Source organism: Tenacibaculum sp. SM2510 (genome assembly GCF_057002845.1).
The window spans coordinates 1,595,679-1,613,400 of the sequence record NZ_CP192703.1 but is presented as its reverse complement, the minus strand read 5'-3'; the positions used below and the strand labels follow the sequence as shown (position 1 = coordinate 1,613,400).

General features: G+C 32.2%; 14 protein-coding genes. 8 read left to right on the top strand and 6 right to left on the bottom strand.

Annotated features, from left to right (window positions below; translation table 11 throughout):
* Positions 1-73 precede the first annotated feature (73 nt).
* Positions 74-664: a carboxymuconolactone decarboxylase family protein gene (locus tag ACQ629_RS07310; RefSeq protein ID WP_483703624.1), complete on the top strand. Its 591-nt coding sequence runs from the start codon at positions 74-76 to the stop codon at positions 662-664.
* A 64-nt stretch (positions 665-728) separates the two neighbouring features.
* Here ACQ629_RS07310 and mscL read toward each other — a convergent pair whose 3' ends face one another.
* The 3 genes from mscL to ACQ629_RS07295 are packed head-to-tail and all read right to left on the bottom strand — an operon-like array spanning position 729 to position 2,889.
* Positions 729-1,133: a large-conductance mechanosensitive channel protein MscL gene (gene mscL / locus ACQ629_RS07305; RefSeq protein WP_483703622.1), complete on the bottom strand. Its 405-nt coding sequence runs from the start codon at positions 1,131-1,133 to the stop codon at positions 729-731.
* 51 nt (positions 1,134-1,184) lie between these two features.
* The gene (gene alr / locus ACQ629_RS07300; protein WP_483703620.1) at positions 1,185-2,285 is read right to left on the bottom strand and encodes an alanine racemase; all 1,101 of its coding nucleotides are present in this window, start codon (positions 2,283-2,285) and stop codon (positions 1,185-1,187) included.
* Entirely contained in the window at positions 2,278-2,889 is a 612-nt protein-coding gene (locus ACQ629_RS07295) for a thymidine kinase (RefSeq protein WP_483703618.1), read from the bottom strand. Before ACQ629_RS07295 ends, alr begins: the two co-directional genes overlap by 8 nt.
* Before the next feature lie 100 nt (positions 2,890-2,989).
* On the opposite strand from ACQ629_RS07295, the gene ACQ629_RS07290 reads away from it, so the two are divergent.
* From ACQ629_RS07290 to ACQ629_RS07270, 5 genes are all read left to right on the top strand, one after another.
* The gene (locus ACQ629_RS07290) at positions 2,990-3,838 is read left to right on the top strand and encodes a hypothetical protein (protein ID WP_483703616.1); all 849 of its coding nucleotides are present in this window, start codon (positions 2,990-2,992) and stop codon (positions 3,836-3,838) included.
* A 344-nt stretch (positions 3,839-4,182) separates the two neighbouring features.
* Complete coding sequence (gene rimP / locus ACQ629_RS07285; RefSeq protein WP_483703614.1) at positions 4,183-4,644, top strand: ribosome assembly cofactor RimP; 462 nt, start codon at positions 4,183-4,185, stop codon at positions 4,642-4,644.
* 12 nt (positions 4,645-4,656) lie between these two features.
* On the top strand, positions 4,657-5,913 hold the full coding sequence (gene nusA, locus ACQ629_RS07280) for a transcription termination factor NusA (RefSeq protein WP_483703612.1): 1,257 nt from the start codon (positions 4,657-4,659) through the stop codon (positions 5,911-5,913).
* 128 nt (positions 5,914-6,041) lie between these two features.
* Positions 6,042-8,897, top strand: a complete 2,856-nt coding sequence (gene infB, locus ACQ629_RS07275; protein WP_483703610.1) for a translation initiation factor IF-2 — start codon at positions 6,042-6,044, stop codon at positions 8,895-8,897.
* Between the two features lie 153 nt (positions 8,898-9,050).
* A complete protein-coding gene (locus ACQ629_RS07270) occupies positions 9,051-9,398 on the top strand; it encodes a hypothetical protein (protein WP_483703608.1) in 348 nt (115 codons plus the stop codon).
* A gap of 53 nt (positions 9,399-9,451) precedes the next feature.
* On the opposite strand, the gene ACQ629_RS07265 is transcribed toward ACQ629_RS07270, so the two are convergent.
* The 3 genes from ACQ629_RS07265 to ACQ629_RS07255 form a co-directional block, all read right to left on the bottom strand.
* Entirely contained in the window at positions 9,452-10,654 is a 1,203-nt protein-coding gene (locus ACQ629_RS07265) for a multidrug transporter (protein ID WP_483703606.1), read from the bottom strand.
* 35 nt (positions 10,655-10,689) lie between these two features.
* A complete protein-coding gene (locus ACQ629_RS07260; RefSeq protein ID WP_483703604.1) occupies positions 10,690-13,506 on the bottom strand; it encodes a TonB-dependent receptor in 2,817 nt (938 codons plus the stop codon).
* A gap of 208 nt (positions 13,507-13,714) precedes the next feature.
* Entirely contained in the window at positions 13,715-16,042 is a 2,328-nt protein-coding gene (locus ACQ629_RS07255; RefSeq protein WP_483703602.1) for a TonB-dependent receptor, read from the bottom strand.
* A gap of 109 nt (positions 16,043-16,151) precedes the next feature.
* Here ACQ629_RS07255 and ACQ629_RS07250 point away from each other — a divergent pair, with 109 nt between their 5' ends.
* Both ACQ629_RS07250 and ACQ629_RS07245 read left to right on the top strand, forming a co-directional pair.
* Positions 16,152-16,808, top strand: a complete 657-nt coding sequence (locus ACQ629_RS07250; protein ID WP_483703600.1) for a metal-dependent transcriptional regulator — start codon at positions 16,152-16,154, stop codon at positions 16,806-16,808.
* A 1-nt stretch (position 16,809) separates the two neighbouring features.
* Positions 16,810-17,721: a metal ABC transporter solute-binding protein, Zn/Mn family gene (locus tag ACQ629_RS07245; RefSeq protein WP_483703598.1), complete on the top strand. Its 912-nt coding sequence runs from the start codon at positions 16,810-16,812 to the stop codon at positions 17,719-17,721.
* Position 17,722 lies beyond the last annotated feature (1 nt).

Sequence of the window (17,722 nt, the reverse complement as noted above, 5' to 3'; positions counted from 1 at the left end):
TTTAAAAAAGAAGCAACGAGATGTTGCGCTCTTTTACAAAACTACAGTAAAAAATCATCAAAAAATAAAACATATGCCATTAGTAACACCATTATCTGCCGATCATGATAAAGAAACAAAAGAATTAGCCGAATTTTTTAACGAAACACTTGGGTTTTGTCCGAATTCGGTTTTAACAATGCAAAGACGTCCTGCTATTTCAAAAGCTTTTATCAACTTAAATAAAGCAGTTATGGCAAATGAAGGCAAGGTAACATCAGCTTTAAAAAGGATGATTGCTTGGGTTTCTAGTAACGCTACAGGTTGTAGGTATTGCCAAGCGCATGCTATTAGAGCAGCGGAACGTTATGGAGCAGAACAAGAGCAGTTAGATAATATTTGGGAATATAAAACACACGCTGCTTTTTCTGAAGCAGAACGTGCTGCGTTAGATTTTTCTTTAGCAGCTTCAATGGTACCAAATATGGTAGATGAAAAGTTAAAAACCGAATTGTATAAATATTGGGATGAAGGTGAGATTGTAGAAATGTTAGGTGTTATTTCTCTCTTTGGATATTTAAATAGATGGAATGACTCTATGGGAACTTCAATTGAAGAGGGTGCGGTAGAAAGCGGAGATCAATATTTAGGAAAACATGGTTGGGAAAAAGGAAAGCATGTTTAAAATGTAAAACAATAAAGAGCCGGTGAAATTTAATTTCACCGGCTCTTTTATTTGTGATTACTTGTTATTTATTTTTTAATAAATCTCTAATTTCACCTAAAAGATCCTCTTGGCTTGGTCCTTTTGGAGCTTCAGGAGCTGGTGTTTCTTTTTTCTTCATAGCGTTTATAGCTTTTACAACCATAAACATTACAAAAGCAACAATAATAAAATCAATAACGTTGGTTAGAAACTCACCATATAAAATAGCTACTTCACCAGTTATTTTTCCGGCTTGGTCAGCAATTCCTTCTTTTGCTATATATTTTAATTCTTTAAAATCTGCTTTAAATAGTAAGCCAATTAGAGGAGATACAATACCGCCAGTAAAAGAAGTTACTACTTGTTTAAAGGCAGCACCCATAACAAAACCAACAGCAATGTCGATTAAGTTACCTTTCATTGCAAACTCTTTAAATTCTTTAATCATTCCCATATTTTTAAGTTTTAATAGTTAATTGAGTTGAAAAATAAATAAAAATTAGCTTTTAACCAATCTTTTTACACGTTGAGATATTGCTGTAAGTATTTCATATGTAATGGTTTCGCATTTATGAGCAATATATTGAATGTGTTTTTGGTGATTAAAAATAATAACTTCGTCACCTTCTTTACATTCAATCTTTGTAACATCAACCATAATCATATCCATGCAAACATTCCCAATAATAGGAGCTGGTTGGTTGTTGATAAATACAAAACCTTCTTTATTTCCTAGTTTTCGCGAAATACCATCTGCATGTCCGATAGGAATAGTTGCGCTACGAGTTAGTTTGCTAGCAACAAAAGCCCTGCTGTAACCTACAGTTTCGCCAGGCTGAACTATATGTATTTGTGATATAATCGACTTTAAGGAGTGTGTGTTTTTTAATTGAGAAGTTTCATGTTCGTTGTTTCCAAAACCATACAAACCAATACCTAAACGCACCATATCAAACTGAGCTTGTGGGTAATTAACAACGCCAGAAGTATTTAAAATATGAATCATAGGCTTGTAGCCTAAATGCTGATAAATTTCTTTTACGATATAAGCAAAGTTGTTTATTTGTCCAACTGTAAAATCTTGTTCATTAGCATCTTCACTTGCCGCTAAATGAGAAAAAATAGATTCAACTTTTATGTTGTTAGAATTTTTTAATTGAGAAATAAGCACCGGAGTATCGGTGTGCCAGAATCCTAACCTATTTAAACCTGTGTTGAATTTAATGTGAATAGGATAATTCATTAGTGGCTTTTTATCCGCCAATTGTAAAAAAGCCTCCAGTATTTTAAAGTTATACAAGTTTGGTTCTAGTCGATATTTTACAATATCCTCTAAATTCTGAATTTGCGGATGTAAAACTAAAATAGGTGTTTTAATGCCAGCATCGCGTAAAATAATTCCTTCGTTTGAATAAGCAACCGCAAAATAATCTACTTTATCTTGAAGCGTTTTTGCTATTTCTGTAGCCTCACTGCCATAACCAAAAGCTTTTACGACCGCTAAAACCTTAGTTTTAGGATTTAATTTTTGCTTAAAATAAGCAAGATTATGATGTACCGCCTCTACATCAATTTCTAAAACAGTAACATGATTATTCATCCGATAGGTTTTCTTTCTTTTTGTTTTGCGCTTGCATTGCTTTGTAATAAGCAGCTCTACTTAATGGTTCATATTCTTGGGTTTCACCAAGTAAAACCAAATCATCACTTAAAGCTTTTCTATAACTATAATGTGCTAAGTTACCAGTGTGAGTACAAACAGCATGTACTTTTGTTACATATTCGGCAGTTGCCATTAGTGCAGGCATTGGTCCGAAAGGATTTCCTTTAAAATCCATATCTAAACCAGCAACAATAACACGAACACCTCTGTTGGCTAAATCGTTACAAACAGCAACGATTTCATCGTCAAAAAATTGTGCTTCGTCAATACCAACAACATCAACATTATTCGCTAATATTCTAATATTTGAAGAGGACGGAACTGGTGTTGATCTAATTCTGGTGGCATTATGAGATACAACTTCTTCATCGTCGTAACGAGTATCTACTGATGGTTTAAAAATTTCTACGCGTTGCTTTGCAAATTGCGCACGTTTAAGTCTGCGGATTAATTCTTCGGTTTTACCCGAAAACATTGAGCCGCAAATTACCTCAATCCAACCAAATTGTTCTGTGTGATTTACTGTATTTTCAAGAAACATTTTGTAATTTTAAGCGCTATTATTGATTTTTGTGTTACTTTCGAGTAAGCAACAAATTTATTAAAATTAAACAGCAAAAATTAAAATCAAAGAACAACTTATGCACAAAAAACTAGCATCAGATTTAACCAGTTTAGCACACAGCATTTTACGAATGAAAAATAAGGATGATGTGTTTGAGTTAAAACAGAAGGCACATGAGGTTTATGAAAAACTTTCGGTTTTGGCATATGTAGAAGAATATATAAACAACACTCATAATCCTTTAAAAACAAAAGAAGAATTATTAGAGGATGTTTTATTGGCAGAAGAAAAGAAAAGCAAAGAAAGTAATACTGAAGATTCTTTAAAGGGGAAAAATAAAGTTATACATCAATTAGAGGAAGAAGCTGAAGTTGTGGCTAAAGTAGTAGATGAAATTATAGAAGAGGTAAAAGAGATTAGTGAAGTAATTAAGTATGAAACTATTGCGAAAGTTGCTGTAGAGGGTAAAGAAGAAGTAATAAATCTTGAAGAAGTAGCAGCTATTTCCGAACAGCCTTTTGATGAAATTGAAAGTTTATTATTTACGGAAGAGGAGGTTCTTGATGATGATATAGAGGAGATTCAAGAGGTGAAAAAAATTACGCTTGAAGATGAGTTAGAGGGAACAATTTCTGTTGATGTTATGGCTGATTTATTTGAGAAAGTTGATTCGAAAAAATCACTAAATGATCATTTAAAAAGTGCTATTCAAATAGATTTAAATGATAGAATTGTTTTTGTGAAACACTTGTTTGACGGAAATCAAAGTGATTTTAATAGAGTTGTCTCTCAGTTAAATACGTTTAAAACACAGAAAGAAGCTAAGAAGTTTATTAGCAAAATGATTAAACCAGATTATGACTGGTCTAATAAAGAAGAATATGAAGCTCGCTTATTTGAAATTATTGAAAGAAGGTTTGTTTAAATAAATTCAGAGTTAATAGTTATACATACTCATTTTTATAAAAAAGAACAAGGGTTGCGGGTTGCTAGTACTATAGAAAATGTAAACTCTAGTTTTGCTAGGTTTTTATTAAAAAAATCTGATGAAGTTATTTGATAAGCCAAATCATTGCAAGAAAATTTAGAAATAAAAAACATTTTTTTTTCATAATAAAAAGATTTAGAAGCAGATAGTTATTAAAGAAGTGAAAACATTTTGAAGCGGAAAGATATTTGCGTGTTAATGAATAACTTACTATCTTTGCAGCAAATTTATTAATTAGATGGATGGAAGGGGACGAGAGTCCCCTCTTTTTATACCTCAGGATGAATCAAGAAAAAGTAAAAGAATTATTACAAGAAGCTTTGCAAGAGAACGAATCGTTATATTTAATCGATTTGCAGTTTTTGGCGAATAGTAAAATAAAAGTGATTGTTGATGGTGATTTAGGAGTGCCTTTAAATGAATGTATGCGTATTAGTAGAAAAATAGAGCATAATTTAGATAGAGAAGAAGAAGATTTTTCTTTAGAGGTAACAACACCAGATATTGCACATGCGCTTACAGTGAAGCGTCAATATAAAAAGAATATTAATAGAATTCTAAAAGTTAAAACAGTAACTGAAGAGTTTGAAGGAACGTTAACCGAAGCAACCGATGATAATATTATATTGTTTTGGAAAGCGAGAGAGCCTAAGCCAATAGGTAAAGGAAAGCATACGGTAGAGAAAACAATGGTTTTATCGTATGACGAGATTAAAGAAGCAAAAGTGAAGATCATATTTTAATAAGAGAATGAAATGGAAAATATTGCGTTAATTGAATCATTTTCAGAGTTTAAAGATAATAAAAGTATAGACAGGGTAACACTAATGTCTATCTTAGAAGAAGTATTTCGTGCAGCATTAAAGCGTAGGTTTGGATCTGATGAAAACTTTGATATAATTATTAACCCAGATAAAGGGGATTTAGAAATTTGGAGAAACCGTGTAGTAGTTGCAGATGGTTTTTCGGAAGATGATAATGAAGAAATAGAGCTTGCAGAAGCAAGAAGAATTGAGCCAGATTTTGAAATCGGTGAAGATGTATCAGAAGAAGTAAAATTAATAGATTTAGGAAGACGTGCTATTTTAGCATTACGCCAAAACTTAATTTCTAAAATACACGAGCACGATAGTACAAATATCTTTAAGCAGTTTAAAGAGTTAGAAGGTGAAATTTATAGTGCAGAAGTGCACCATATTCGACATAATGCAGTAATTTTGTTAGACGATGAAGGAAACGAAATCGTTTTACCTAAAAGTGAGCAAATTCGTTCAGATTTCTTCAGAAAAGGAGATTCTGTTCGTGGAGTTATAAAAACAGTAGAATTAAGAGGTAACAAACCTGCTATTATTTTATCAAGAACTTCACCAGCTTTCTTAGTGAAATTATTTGAGCAAGAAATTCCGGAAGTTTTTGACGGATTAATTACCATTGAAGGTGTTGCAAGAATACCTGGTGACAAGGCAAAAGTAGCGGTAGATTCTTATGATGATAGAATAGATCCTGTAGGAGCTTGTGTTGGTGTAAAAGGATCTCGTATTCATGGTATTGTTCGTGAATTAGGAAACGAAAACATCGATGTAATCAATTACACTAAAAACGAAGCGTTATTTATAGCAAGAGCATTGAGCCCTGCAAAAGTAACATCGGTTGATATTAAGCCTTACGAAGAAGAGAAAAACGGTAAGAAAGGACGTGTAAGCGTTTTATTAAAGCCAGAAGAAGTATCTAAAGCAATTGGGCGATCAGGAGTAAATATTCGTTTAGCAAGTGAGTTAACAGGTTACGAAATAGATGTACAACGTGAAGGTTTAGAAGAAGAAGATGTTGAGTTAACAGAGTTTTCTGATGAAATTGAAGCTTGGGTAATTGCAGAATTCAAAAAAATAGGTTTAGACACCGCAAAGAGTGTTCTTGAGAAAGACGTTTCAATGTTAGTGCAAAGAACCGATTTAGAAGAAGAAACAATATTAGATGTTCAGCGAGTTTTAAGAGAAGAATTCGAAGAATAAAAAACAAAGGAAGTCAGTCTCCTGCAAAATTGATGATAATCAATACAAAATCTGGCATTAAAAGAAAAAGAACGTAACTATACGAAAGTATAAAGTGTGTTTTTTGAATATAAAGTATAAAATAATTTATGGCTGAAGGCAACAAATTAAGACTCAATAAAGTATTAAGAGAATTAAACATTTCTTTAGATAGAGCTGTAGAACACTTAGCTAAAAGTGGTCATGAAATAGAAGCTCGTCCTACTACTAAAATTTCTGATAAAGAATATCAAATATTATTTGATGGTTTTCAAACAGATAAATCTAAGAAAGTAGCCTCTAAAGAAGTAAGCGAAGAAAAGCGTAAAGAAAAGGAAGCTATTCGTCTACAAGTAGAAGAAGTGCAAGAGAAGAAGAAGGTAGAAGACGAAGCTAAAAAGCAAGAAGTTTTAAAGGCTAAGGCTAAAAAATTAGAGCTTAAAACTGTAGGTAAAATAGATGTTAAAACTGGTAAAGCAGTTGAAGATAAACCAATACCTACAAAAGAAGCTCCTAAAAAGGTAGTAGAAACACCTAAAGAAGAAACTCCTGTTCAAGAAACTAAAAAGGTTGAGAAATCAACTGAAAAAGTGGTTGAAAAGAAAACAGTGCCTGCTGCGAAGGTTGAAAAACAAGCGCCAGTAAAAGCAAAGTTTAAAATAGTAAAGGAAGCTCCTAAAAAGGTTGAAGAAAAACCAATTGAAAAAGTAGCAGAGAAAAAAGTGGAAGAAGTGAAAGAAGAGAAACCTGTTGAGGTTACTCCAGAAAACGCAGAGAAACTTAAAACTCAGTATAAAAAACTTGACGGTCCTAGAATTACAGGTCAAAAAATTGACTTAAAGCAATTTGAAAGACCTAAAAAGAAAAAACCAGATGCTAAATCAGACGCTGATAAAAAGAAGCGTAAAAGGATTAGTAAGCCGGGAACTGCAAAACCAGGAACTACAGCAAGACCTGCCGCAAGAGGTGGTGTTGGTCGTCCAACAGGAAGAGGTGGTGTTGGTCGTCCAGGAGGAAGAGGAAGACCAGGTCAAAGATCGCCAGTAGTTAAAAAAGAAGAGCCTACAGAAGCAGAAGTACAAAAACAAGTACGTGAAACTTTAGAAAGACTTCAAGGTAAATCTAAAAAAGGTAAAGGAGCTAAATACCGTAGAAATAAAAGGGATGCACACAGAGAGCATACTGAAGCAGAATTAGAAGCTCAAGCATTAGACAACAAGATCTTAAAAGTAACGGAATTTGTTACTGTAAGTGAAGTTGCTACGATGATGGACGTTCCTGTAACAAACATTATTTCTTCATGTATGATGCTAGGAATGATGGTAACAATGAATCAGCGTTTAGATGCTGAAACATTAGTTATTGTTGCTGAAGAGTTTAATCATAAAGTAGAATTTGTTGGAGCTGAAGTAGAAGAATCTATTGAAGAAGTTATAGACAAGCCTGAAGATTTAATAACTCGTGCACCAATTATTACGGTAATGGGTCACGTAGATCATGGTAAAACATCATTATTAGATTACATCCGTAAGGCGAATGTGATTGAAGGTGAATCAGGAGGTATTACTCAGCACATTGGGGCATACTCTGTACCAGTAGGAGATCAACAAATAGCCTTTTTAGATACACCAGGTCACGAGGCCTTTACAGCAATGCGTGCACGTGGTGCTCAGGTAACAGATTTAGTAATTATTGTAGTTGCAGCTGATGATGATGTAATGCCTCAAACAAAAGAAGCAATATCACATGCGCAAGCAGCAGGAGTACCAATTATATTTGCTATTAATAAGATTGATAAGCCGAACGCTAACCCAGATAATGTTAAGACACAATTATCTCAGATGAATTTGTTAATTGAAGAATGGGGAGGTAGCATTCAGTCGCAAGATATTTCAGCTAAAACTGGGGAAGGAATTCCTGAGTTATTAGAAAAAGTATTACTTGAAGCAGAAATTTTAGAATTAAAAGCAAATCCAGATAGAACTGCAACAGGAGCAGTTGTTGAAGCATTACTAGATAAAGGTAGAGGATATGTATCTACAATTTTAGTACAAACAGGTTCATTAAAAATTGGAGATTATATTTTAGCAGGTAAGCATAGTGGTAAAGTAAGAGCTATGTTTGATGATAAAGGAAACAAAGTTTTAGTTGCCGGACCATCTACACCTGTATCAATATTAGGATTAGACGGTGCACCACAAGCAGGTGATAAGTTTAATGTATTTGAAGATGAGCGTGAAGCAAAACAAATTGCAGCAAAACGTTCTCAATTACAAAGAGAGCAATCTGTAAGAACTCAAAAAACATTAACATTAGCAGAAATTGGTCGTCGTATTGCGTTAGGAGATTTCAAAGAATTAAACATTATCTTAAAAGGAGATGTAGATGGTTCGGTAGAAGCCTTAACAGATTCATTCCAAAAATTATCTACTGAAGAAATTCAAGTAAATATTTTACATAAAGGAGTTGGAGCAATTACAGAATCTGACGTATTATTAGCAACAGCATCTGATGCCATTATTGTAGGGTTTAATGTACGTCCACAAGGAAATGCACGTGTCGTAGCAGATAGAGAAGAAGTAGATATTAGAACATATTCTATTATTTATGATGCTATTAACGATCTTAAAGATGCCATGGAAGGAATGTTATCTCCTGATATGAAAGAAGAAATTCTTGGAAATATTGAAATTAGAGAAGTTTATAAAATTTCTAAAGTTGGTAACATTGCAGGTTGTATGGTAATTAGTGGTAAAATTACAAGAGATTCTAAAATACGTATTATTAGAGACGGAATAGTTGTTCATGATGGTGTATTAACTGCATTAAAACGTTTCAAAGATGATGTTAAAGAAGTAACCAAAGGATATGATTGTGGTGTTCAAATAAAAGGATACAATGATATTGCTGAAGGAGATGTAATTGAAGCTTATACTGAAATAGCAGTTAAGAAGAAGTTGAAGTAAATTAAATTATACATAGAATTTAAAAAGACACCTTATTAAGGTGTCTTTTTTTATATTTACAAATAGCTAAATTTTATTTAAATGAAATATTTAAAAATAATAATACCAGTTTTTGTCTTATTAACAATAGGTTGTGCGTCACAGAATATAGATATGAATTTTGATAGTATTAAGTATGAAGCTCGAACCAGAGGAAGTATGACACTAATTAATGTTGATACTAAAGAGGTGTCATATAAATTACCCAAAAAAGAAGGTGTATATGAGCTTTCTAAGGAACAATTAATTAGTTTAAATGAGTTGATAAGTTTAATAAAGTTAACTGAAATAGCCGATTTAAAAGCACCAACCAATAACAGTGCTACTGATATGGCTTTAATAGGTAAAATTACTATAGTACTAAAAGGTAAGGAATATGTATCATCAAGTTTTGATGCCGGTAACCCGCCTAAAGAATTAAAAAAATTAGAAGATTTATTATACAGTTTGATTAAAAAATGAGCGCATAAAAAAAACCGAGTAATTGCTCGGTTTTTTTTATGAAGTAATAGAGATTAATTTCTAGTCCAACCTGCACCCCATGTAGCATAATTTGTGCCTGTAGCAGCTGTATTTTCAGTTAAAAAATCAGTAGGAGTAAAAGCAACACCTGTATCATTTTTTACTTTAACAGTAACATCTTCAAACTTTACATCAGTAGCTTTTAAATTACCGTCTGTAACCCCTTTTCCTGTTGGATTATCGGTATCATCACCATCAAGATCAAAACCTTCAGCAAAACCGATTAATAAAACATTGTTAAATATACCTTGTGTACCAGCTCTTAAACGGATAGCTTCATTTGCTGTTCCAGAACCTAAACCTTCAATAGTTACATTTGTAACAGTAGGCTTAGAAAAGAAGTTAGTACTAGATAAGTTTCCTATATCTGTATTGTAACCATCACATTCAAATCCTTTATCATGATCAGTTCCATGTTTTACATAAGCATTTGTAATGGTTCCTGAATATCCCTCTGTCCAGTCGATTGAATCATCTTCTGCATTTACTACAGAAACATTACTTACGTTTACAGTACCACCAAAGAACTCAACTCCATCATCTTTTCCTTCAAACATTTGAATATATTCTACTGTAGTTGCATTACCAACTCCGTAAAAAGAAAATCCGTTGTTTTCTGATGATCCATCAGCTTTACCACCAGAATATTCTACTCTTACATAGCTTAATTTTCCAGAGTTATCATCAGAAATATTTCCACCATAAGGTAAACTTGCAATCTCTGAAGTAGAAGTAGCAGTACCACCAACTACAGAGTTTATAGGAGCTCTTCCTAATAAAATTAAACCACCCCAATCACCAGCATTTGGAGTATTAGCACTTGATGTAAAAATTATTGGTTGGCTAGAAGTACCTTCGGCCATTATTTTAGCTCCTTGTGCAATAGCTAAATATACATCAGCACCTGTAGCGGCTGCTTTTATAACTGTACCAGCTGGTATTGTTAATGTTGTACCATCCTCAAAAATTGTTGGTCCTGTTATCGTATAGTTTTTAGAAGCGTCCAAAGTTAAATCATTTGTGTAGTTTCCTCTTAATTCAACATTTTCACCGGTTGTAGGGTTTGTACCACTTCCGTTATTGTTGTTATTTGTTACGCTGTTGTCGTTTATAACGATGTCAGCAGTACCATCCTCACCACATGATGTTAATAATGTAGTTGCAATTGCTAATCCTAATAAAAAATTGTTTTTCATTTTTTTAAAGTTTAATAAGTGTTTTTATTTAGTTGTTAAAATTTGTATTTAAGACCTAAGCCTATATTCGTTCCTCTTTTATATTCGGATAAAACAACATCTCCTATGGAGGTGTTTTCTCTAACTCTTTTTATTGATGGATCTAATAAGTTTTTAGCTTTTAAGTTTACTTCCCATTTTTCACCAATTTTATTCTTCCAAACAAAATCTAAAGTTGGTACTCCTTTTTCGATAATGTTTCCTAATGCACCAGCTCCTAAAGCATCAATTCTATCTGAAAAATAAGAGAAAACAATTGAAGTAATTGGCTTGTAGTTTTTAAAACTTATCGGACTATAATTAATATTTGCGTTTATTAAGAAAGGAGATGCACCTTGAAGCTCATCACTATCTCTATTAAAGGTTGTGCTGTAACGAGAAACTCCTGAAATATTTTGTTTTAAATCTTGTTTAGTGTGCATATATGTGAAATTAAAACCAGTAGAAATTACTGTTTCATCATCTTCATTTTTTATTAAGTTTTTACGTACTTCTAGCTCTATACCCAAAACAGTAGCTTTATCTCCTGTTCTAAAATAACGTTGGTTACCTGCCGCACTATTTGCTATTACAAGGTTTACAGGGTTGTTAATTTGTTTACCGAATGCCGCGATTGATAATATTTCATCTCTAGAAATAAACCATTCGTATTTTAAATCGATGTTAAATACTTTAGAAAATGATGGATTGTCTAATAAATCTGGATTACCACCAACTCTTTGTCCAATACCTTCGTAAATAAAAGGAGCTACTTCTTTAAATTCAGGAACAGATACAGTTTGACTAAAGTTAAATCGTAAGTTTTGATCTTCGTTTACGGCGTATTTAAGGTTTAAACTTGGTAAGAAAAACGTTTCAGAAGCACTTCTGTAGCCAGGATCATTCGGATTAATATTAATAACATTATAATTAATATTTTGATTAAAAGATTCAAGTCTTATGCCCGGTACAATTACCCATTTTTCTCCTGCGCTTATTTCAGCAGAAACATAACCTGCGTGTATTTTTAATTGACCGTCATAAGTGTTTTCGTTTAAACCAGGTAAACTAGCAATGTTACCATTTTCATACCCAGGAATGTTTCTGAAAGCATCTAGTTTAAATATTTTACCCGTTTGATCTTTAAATATCTGAGCATTGTTTATGTTAAAAATAGCATTAAGATTATTAACATCTGTTACTTCAAATTGTTTGTTTAAGATGTCGTAACCATATCTAATATTTTCAAAACTTCTTTCTTTAATCCTTCCGTTATACCCAAAGTTTAATGCTAAGTTTTCTGAAGTTTTATAAGTTAAGTTTACTCTACTGTTTAATTCTTCATCAATAATTTTTTGAAAATAACGTTGGTTATCAAAAGAGTTATTCGTGTAAAAAACAGGATTAGTACTAGGATCGTTGTCTAAAGAATATTGAAAGTTTTCTAAACTAATTCTTTTTCTGTCTGGCTCATGAGCGAAAACATTATTATAACCAATACCCCAAGTTAACTTTAGTTTATCATCTTCAAATTTATGATCACCAGTTACTTGATTTACAAAAACAAGATCTTGATTATACTGCACATTCATTTGATAAAAACCTTCATCAGTATTTCTTAAAGCATCTCTGTTTTCACCTAAACCTTTATAACCATAGTAACCAACTTCATCACCAGAATTGTTTAAGAAAAGAGAAGTGAATTTTAGTTTATGTTCGCTATTAATTTTATACAAAGCACTTAACATTGCTGTTGTAGAAGTTGAGTAAGAGTATTCTTTTGCGTTCGGATATTTCTTTTTAAATACATTAGAAAAATCAACAATAGGACCTTCTCTATATTCAAAATCTCTACTAAAAGAAGCTGTTCCGAAAAGGCTTAACCTAGATCCGTCATTAAAATTAAAAGATTTACCAGTATTAATACCAATAGAATTGTTAACAGGGCTACTAGCATTTATAGGATCTACGCCATGAGAAAGTACAACTGCATACGGATTACTTTTAAACCTATTGTAGTACCCAAAATCACCAGTTCCTTCGCTCTTTTTAAAATCTTCGCCCATTGCCCTAGAGTTTACACCAGAACTAAGATTTACTTCTACAAATCCGTTACCTTTATATTCTTTAGATGAAACATCGATGTTACCTGCAGCAAAATCTCCATAAAAAGTAGAAGAATAAGCTTTACTGATAGATACGTTTTGGATAATATCCGAAGGAAATAAATTTAAATCGATGTTTTTCTTAGCAATGTTGTTTGATGGCAATGATAAGCCATTCATTGTGGTATTTAAATAACGATCTCCTAAACCACGAACATATACATTGCTTGAACCTTCTTGCTTAGAGACTCCAGAAATTTTAGATACTGCTCCTGCCGCATCAGATATTCCTTTTGATGATAGCTCTTCGGCACCAATACTTTCTTTAATAACAACGGCCTTTTTTTGTTCAAGTAATAAAGCGCTGGCTTTATCTTTACTTGTGCTACCTTTAATTTCAATTTCATCTAAAGCAACACCTTCGTTTGCCCCTAATTGTTGGTTAAGGGTTATTGTTTGATTGGCTGTAACAATAATTTGTTTTTCTATGGTTTGATATCCAACAAAACTAAAAACTACTATTTGGTTTCCTGTAGGAACATTGAGTGTATACTTACCATCAAAATCGGTAGTTCCTCCAATAGTTGTTCCTTTAATAAAAACATTAGCAAATGGCAATGCTTCGTTGTTGATCTCTTTATCTGTAACAAGACCATTAACTGTTCCTTTGTCTTGTGAATAAGCAAAACTGCAAAGGCCTAAAAGAGTTATTAATATTAAATTTTTCATTCTAATTAACTTACGTTTTAAATACAATGCAAATCTGACGTTATATTGTAAAGCTAATGTTACACGCAAATTATGCTTGTTTTATTAGAATGTTTCTTAAATGTTAATGAAGGCTTGTTTTGTTATGAGAATATTAACTGTAGATTACGAAAAAACCGAAAAGCTTACATAAGCTTCCCGGTTTCAGTATATTGTATGTATTACTAGGTTATTTATATATTTTAAAGCCTAAAGTGTAAGTTCTTGGGTTTGCAGGACCGTAAATAAAGTTACTATCACGTTCCTTGCCTACATCGAAATTTGTTTGATAAGCATCAAAAACGTTCTTAATACCTACAAAAAATTCGATATTACTATCTAACTTTTCTAATTCAAAATTATAACTTGTTTTGACTCCTACATTAAAGAAATTAGGAGATTTAAAATATTCGTCATTCGTTAAATTTAAATTAGAAGCTAAATGAAGCACATCCATTTTACCAGTATACACTACATTTAAAGCCGTTTTAAATTTCTGATTTGGAGTATATGTTGCTGTTGCATATCCGTAAGTAGTTGGAGTGCGTAAAAATTCTTTCTTCAGATTTAAAGCATCAGAATTATTAATAGCAGTATTGTATTTACTCGATTGATACGTAAAACCAGCGTCAAACTGAAAAATTCCGTCGTAGTTTAATCTTGTTTCTAAAGTAATTCCTTTTACAATAGCTCCATCACCATTTCTTTTTTCAAAAACTTCACCAAATTCATCTTCCCCTATAGATTCTAAAAAGAAAGCATCATTTAAGTTGGTATAAAAACTTTCAACTGTAAAGCCGTATATATAGTGTTCTGTTGGTTGATCGTAATTAAAAGAAACGGTATAACTATTAGAGCGTTCTCTTTTTAAATCATCAGCAAGTTGTACTCTCGATATTCCGCCACCTGCAAAAGCAATATGTAAATCGGTATCAAAAGCTTGTGGTGCTCTAAAACCGGTTCCCCAAGTTGCTCTTACTTGTGCTTTTTCAAAAGGTTTAAAAAGTAAAGAAACGCGTGGACTCGCCACATTATTGGTTATTAATTTTTTGGTTCCGTCTCTTTTTAAAGCATCTAATTTATGATGATCATAACGAACACCAGCAAGTAAATTCCACTTTTCGTTTATTTCCCAATCACTCTGAAAAAAAAATCCGTAGTTTTTAGTAATCTGATCAACAACATATTTATAAGCATCAATTTCGTCATACACATCATCTTGCACAAATTCACCACCAATAGTTAATACATTATTTCCTTGTAAGAAATCTTCTAGTTTATGATTAAATTGAATTCCTCCTTGAAACGTAGTCGTTTCAGAATTCCCGTAAGGTGGATTTGCCAAATGCGCTGTATCTTCAGGAGTTTCAATTTCTGGACGAATACCTGTGTAATGATCTCTGCCTGTATATTGAGAAGCAAAATAGGTAATTAATGAGCTTTTATCTTCATTAAAATTAATTTGATAATCAATATTACCAATATACACATCGTGTGTTCTTTCTTCGGATTGTAACGCAAAATGCGGCGCGTTTTTAATCATTTCGCCACCATAACGGTATTCATTCATTTTACTAAAGTTAATTTCTAACTTCTGATTTTCTGTTGGTAAAAAAAATAAATTAGTACCAAATGAGTTATTCTTTAATTGAGGTAGTTCAGAGAAGTTATCTCCATTATGATCGTAAATCTCACGAGTTCTATTGTTGATAAAAAAAGAAATCCCAGCATTTTTATTTTCGTTAACAACAGTTGCATTACCCGCAATGATATGATCTGAAGCGCCTTTAAAATTTTGATAAGTATATTGAATACTATAATCGTTTTTTTTAGGAACATTGGTAATCACATTAACGGTTCCTCCAATAGCGCTCGATCCGTATAGTGCCGAACCTCCACCGCGAACAACCTCAATACGATCTATCATATTGGTAGGTATTTGCTCTAAACCATATAAACCGGTTAGCGGACTAAAAATTGGTCGCCCATTTATTAATATTTGAGAATAACCACCCGCCAATCCGTTCATACGTAACTGTGTGTAATTACAAGTTTGGCAATCGGTTTCTACACGCAGTCCAGTCTGAAATTTTAAACCTTCAGATAAATTACACGCCTGTACATCCGCTAAAGTTTCACTGTTAATTACGTTTACAATTATAGGGTTTTTAGTACTTCGCCTATCTGTTCTTGTTCCTGTTACGGTAATTTGATCTAAAATTTCAGCAGTTTCAGTTAAAATAAAATCTACTTTTTTCTCTTCAGTTGATTTTAAGTTGATGTTTTTTCTTTCTGATAAAAATCCAATAGAGGAAGCAATTAAAATAAATTTATTTTTCGAAGTTTCTACTGTGTAATTTCCATTCTCATCTGTAGTTGTTCCAATGTTTGTTCCTTTTACAAGAATGTTTACAAAAGGAACTGTTTCTCCTTTTGTATTGGTTGTTTTTCCTGTAATTATTTGCGCTTTTACAAAGGTAGTTACAAATAGAATAATTAAAAAAACAGCATTTTTCATGGGTACTTTATTTATTATTTTTTCACAAAGGTAAAATAATTTTTAGATAAGACTAAAAATTATTTTATATAAATGAAAATTTATATATTTGTAAAGTCAAAAAAATACAATGTTTAGTCAATCAGAAGAAAATTATATAAAAACCATTTATCACCTAGCAGCAATATCTGATAAAGGAATCAGTACAAATGCTATTGCTAAGCGATTAAAAACAAAGGCTTCTTCGGTAACAGATATGATTAAAAAATTATCTGAAAAAAAAGTAGTTGTTTATAAAAAATATCAAGGGGTTACTTTAACTGAGTTCGGAAAAAAAACTGCGGCTAGCATTATTCGTAAACACCGTTTGTGGGAGGTTTTTTTGGTAGAAAAACTTAATTTTTCTTGGGATGAAGTGCATGAAGTAGCAGAGCAATTAGAGCATATAAAATCGCCAAAACTAATAGACGAGTTAGATGCTTTTTTAGGACATCCTAAAAGAGATCCGCATGGAGATCCAATTCCCGATAAGGAAGGGAATTTACCACAAATAAAAAAAAGCTTGCTAGCTACCTTACAAAAAAACGAAAAAGGAGTTTGTGTAGGTGTTAACGATACTTCTTCTGAGTTTTTACGTTTTTTAGATAAGCAAGAAATCGGATTAGGACTCAATATAGAAGTGTTAGACAAAGAACCTTTTGATGATTCTTTTTTAGTAAAAATCAACGAGAAAGAAATGACGATTTCAAACAAAGTAGCAAACAATATATATATACAAAAAAATTAAGATGAAAAGAATAGCATTATTATTTGTAATCTTATTAGCAGTAAGTTGTGGTGAAAAAACAAAAAACGAAAATGGTAAATTAAAAGTAGTTACAACCACTACGATGATTACCGATTTAATAAAGAATATTGGAGGCGATAAATTAGAGGTTAAAGGTTTAATGGGTGCAGGAGTAGATCCGCATTTGTATAAAGCTAGTGAAGGGGATGTTTCAAAATTATTTAACGCCGATATTGTTGTCTATAACGGATTACATTTAGAAGGGAAATTAGAAGAGGTTTTTGAGAAAATGCAACATCAAAATAAAAAAACGATTGTTGTTTCTGACGTAATTAATAAAACTAACTTGATAAGTTCAGAGTTGTTCGCTTCAAATTACGATCCTCATATTTGGTTTGATCTTAATAATTGGAGCAAGATAACATCGTACGTAGCAGAAAAATTAGCAGAAATAGATGCTAAAAATGCTCCTTTTTATCAGCAAAATGCGAAAGAATATTTAGAGAAACTAGTAGCTTTAAACAAAGAGGTTGAAGGCAAAATAAACGAATTGCCAATAGAAAAAAGAATTTTGGTAACTGCACACGATGCTTTTAATTATTTCGGAAGACAGCATCAATTTAATGTTGTTGGTTTACAAGGCTTGTCTACCGCAACAGAAGCAGGTGTTCAGGATGTTCAAAAAATAACGAAATTTATTATAGAAAATAAGGTAAAAGCAATTTTTGTAGAAAGTTCTGTTCCAAAACGAACTATTGAAGCTTTACAAGAAGCAGTAAAATCTAAAGGGCAAGAGGTTGTAATTGGCGGAACGCTATATTCTGATGCATTAGGAAGTGCAGGAACAGAAGAAGGAACTTATATAGGTATGTATAAAGCAAACGTTAATACGATTGTTAACGCATTAAAATAAT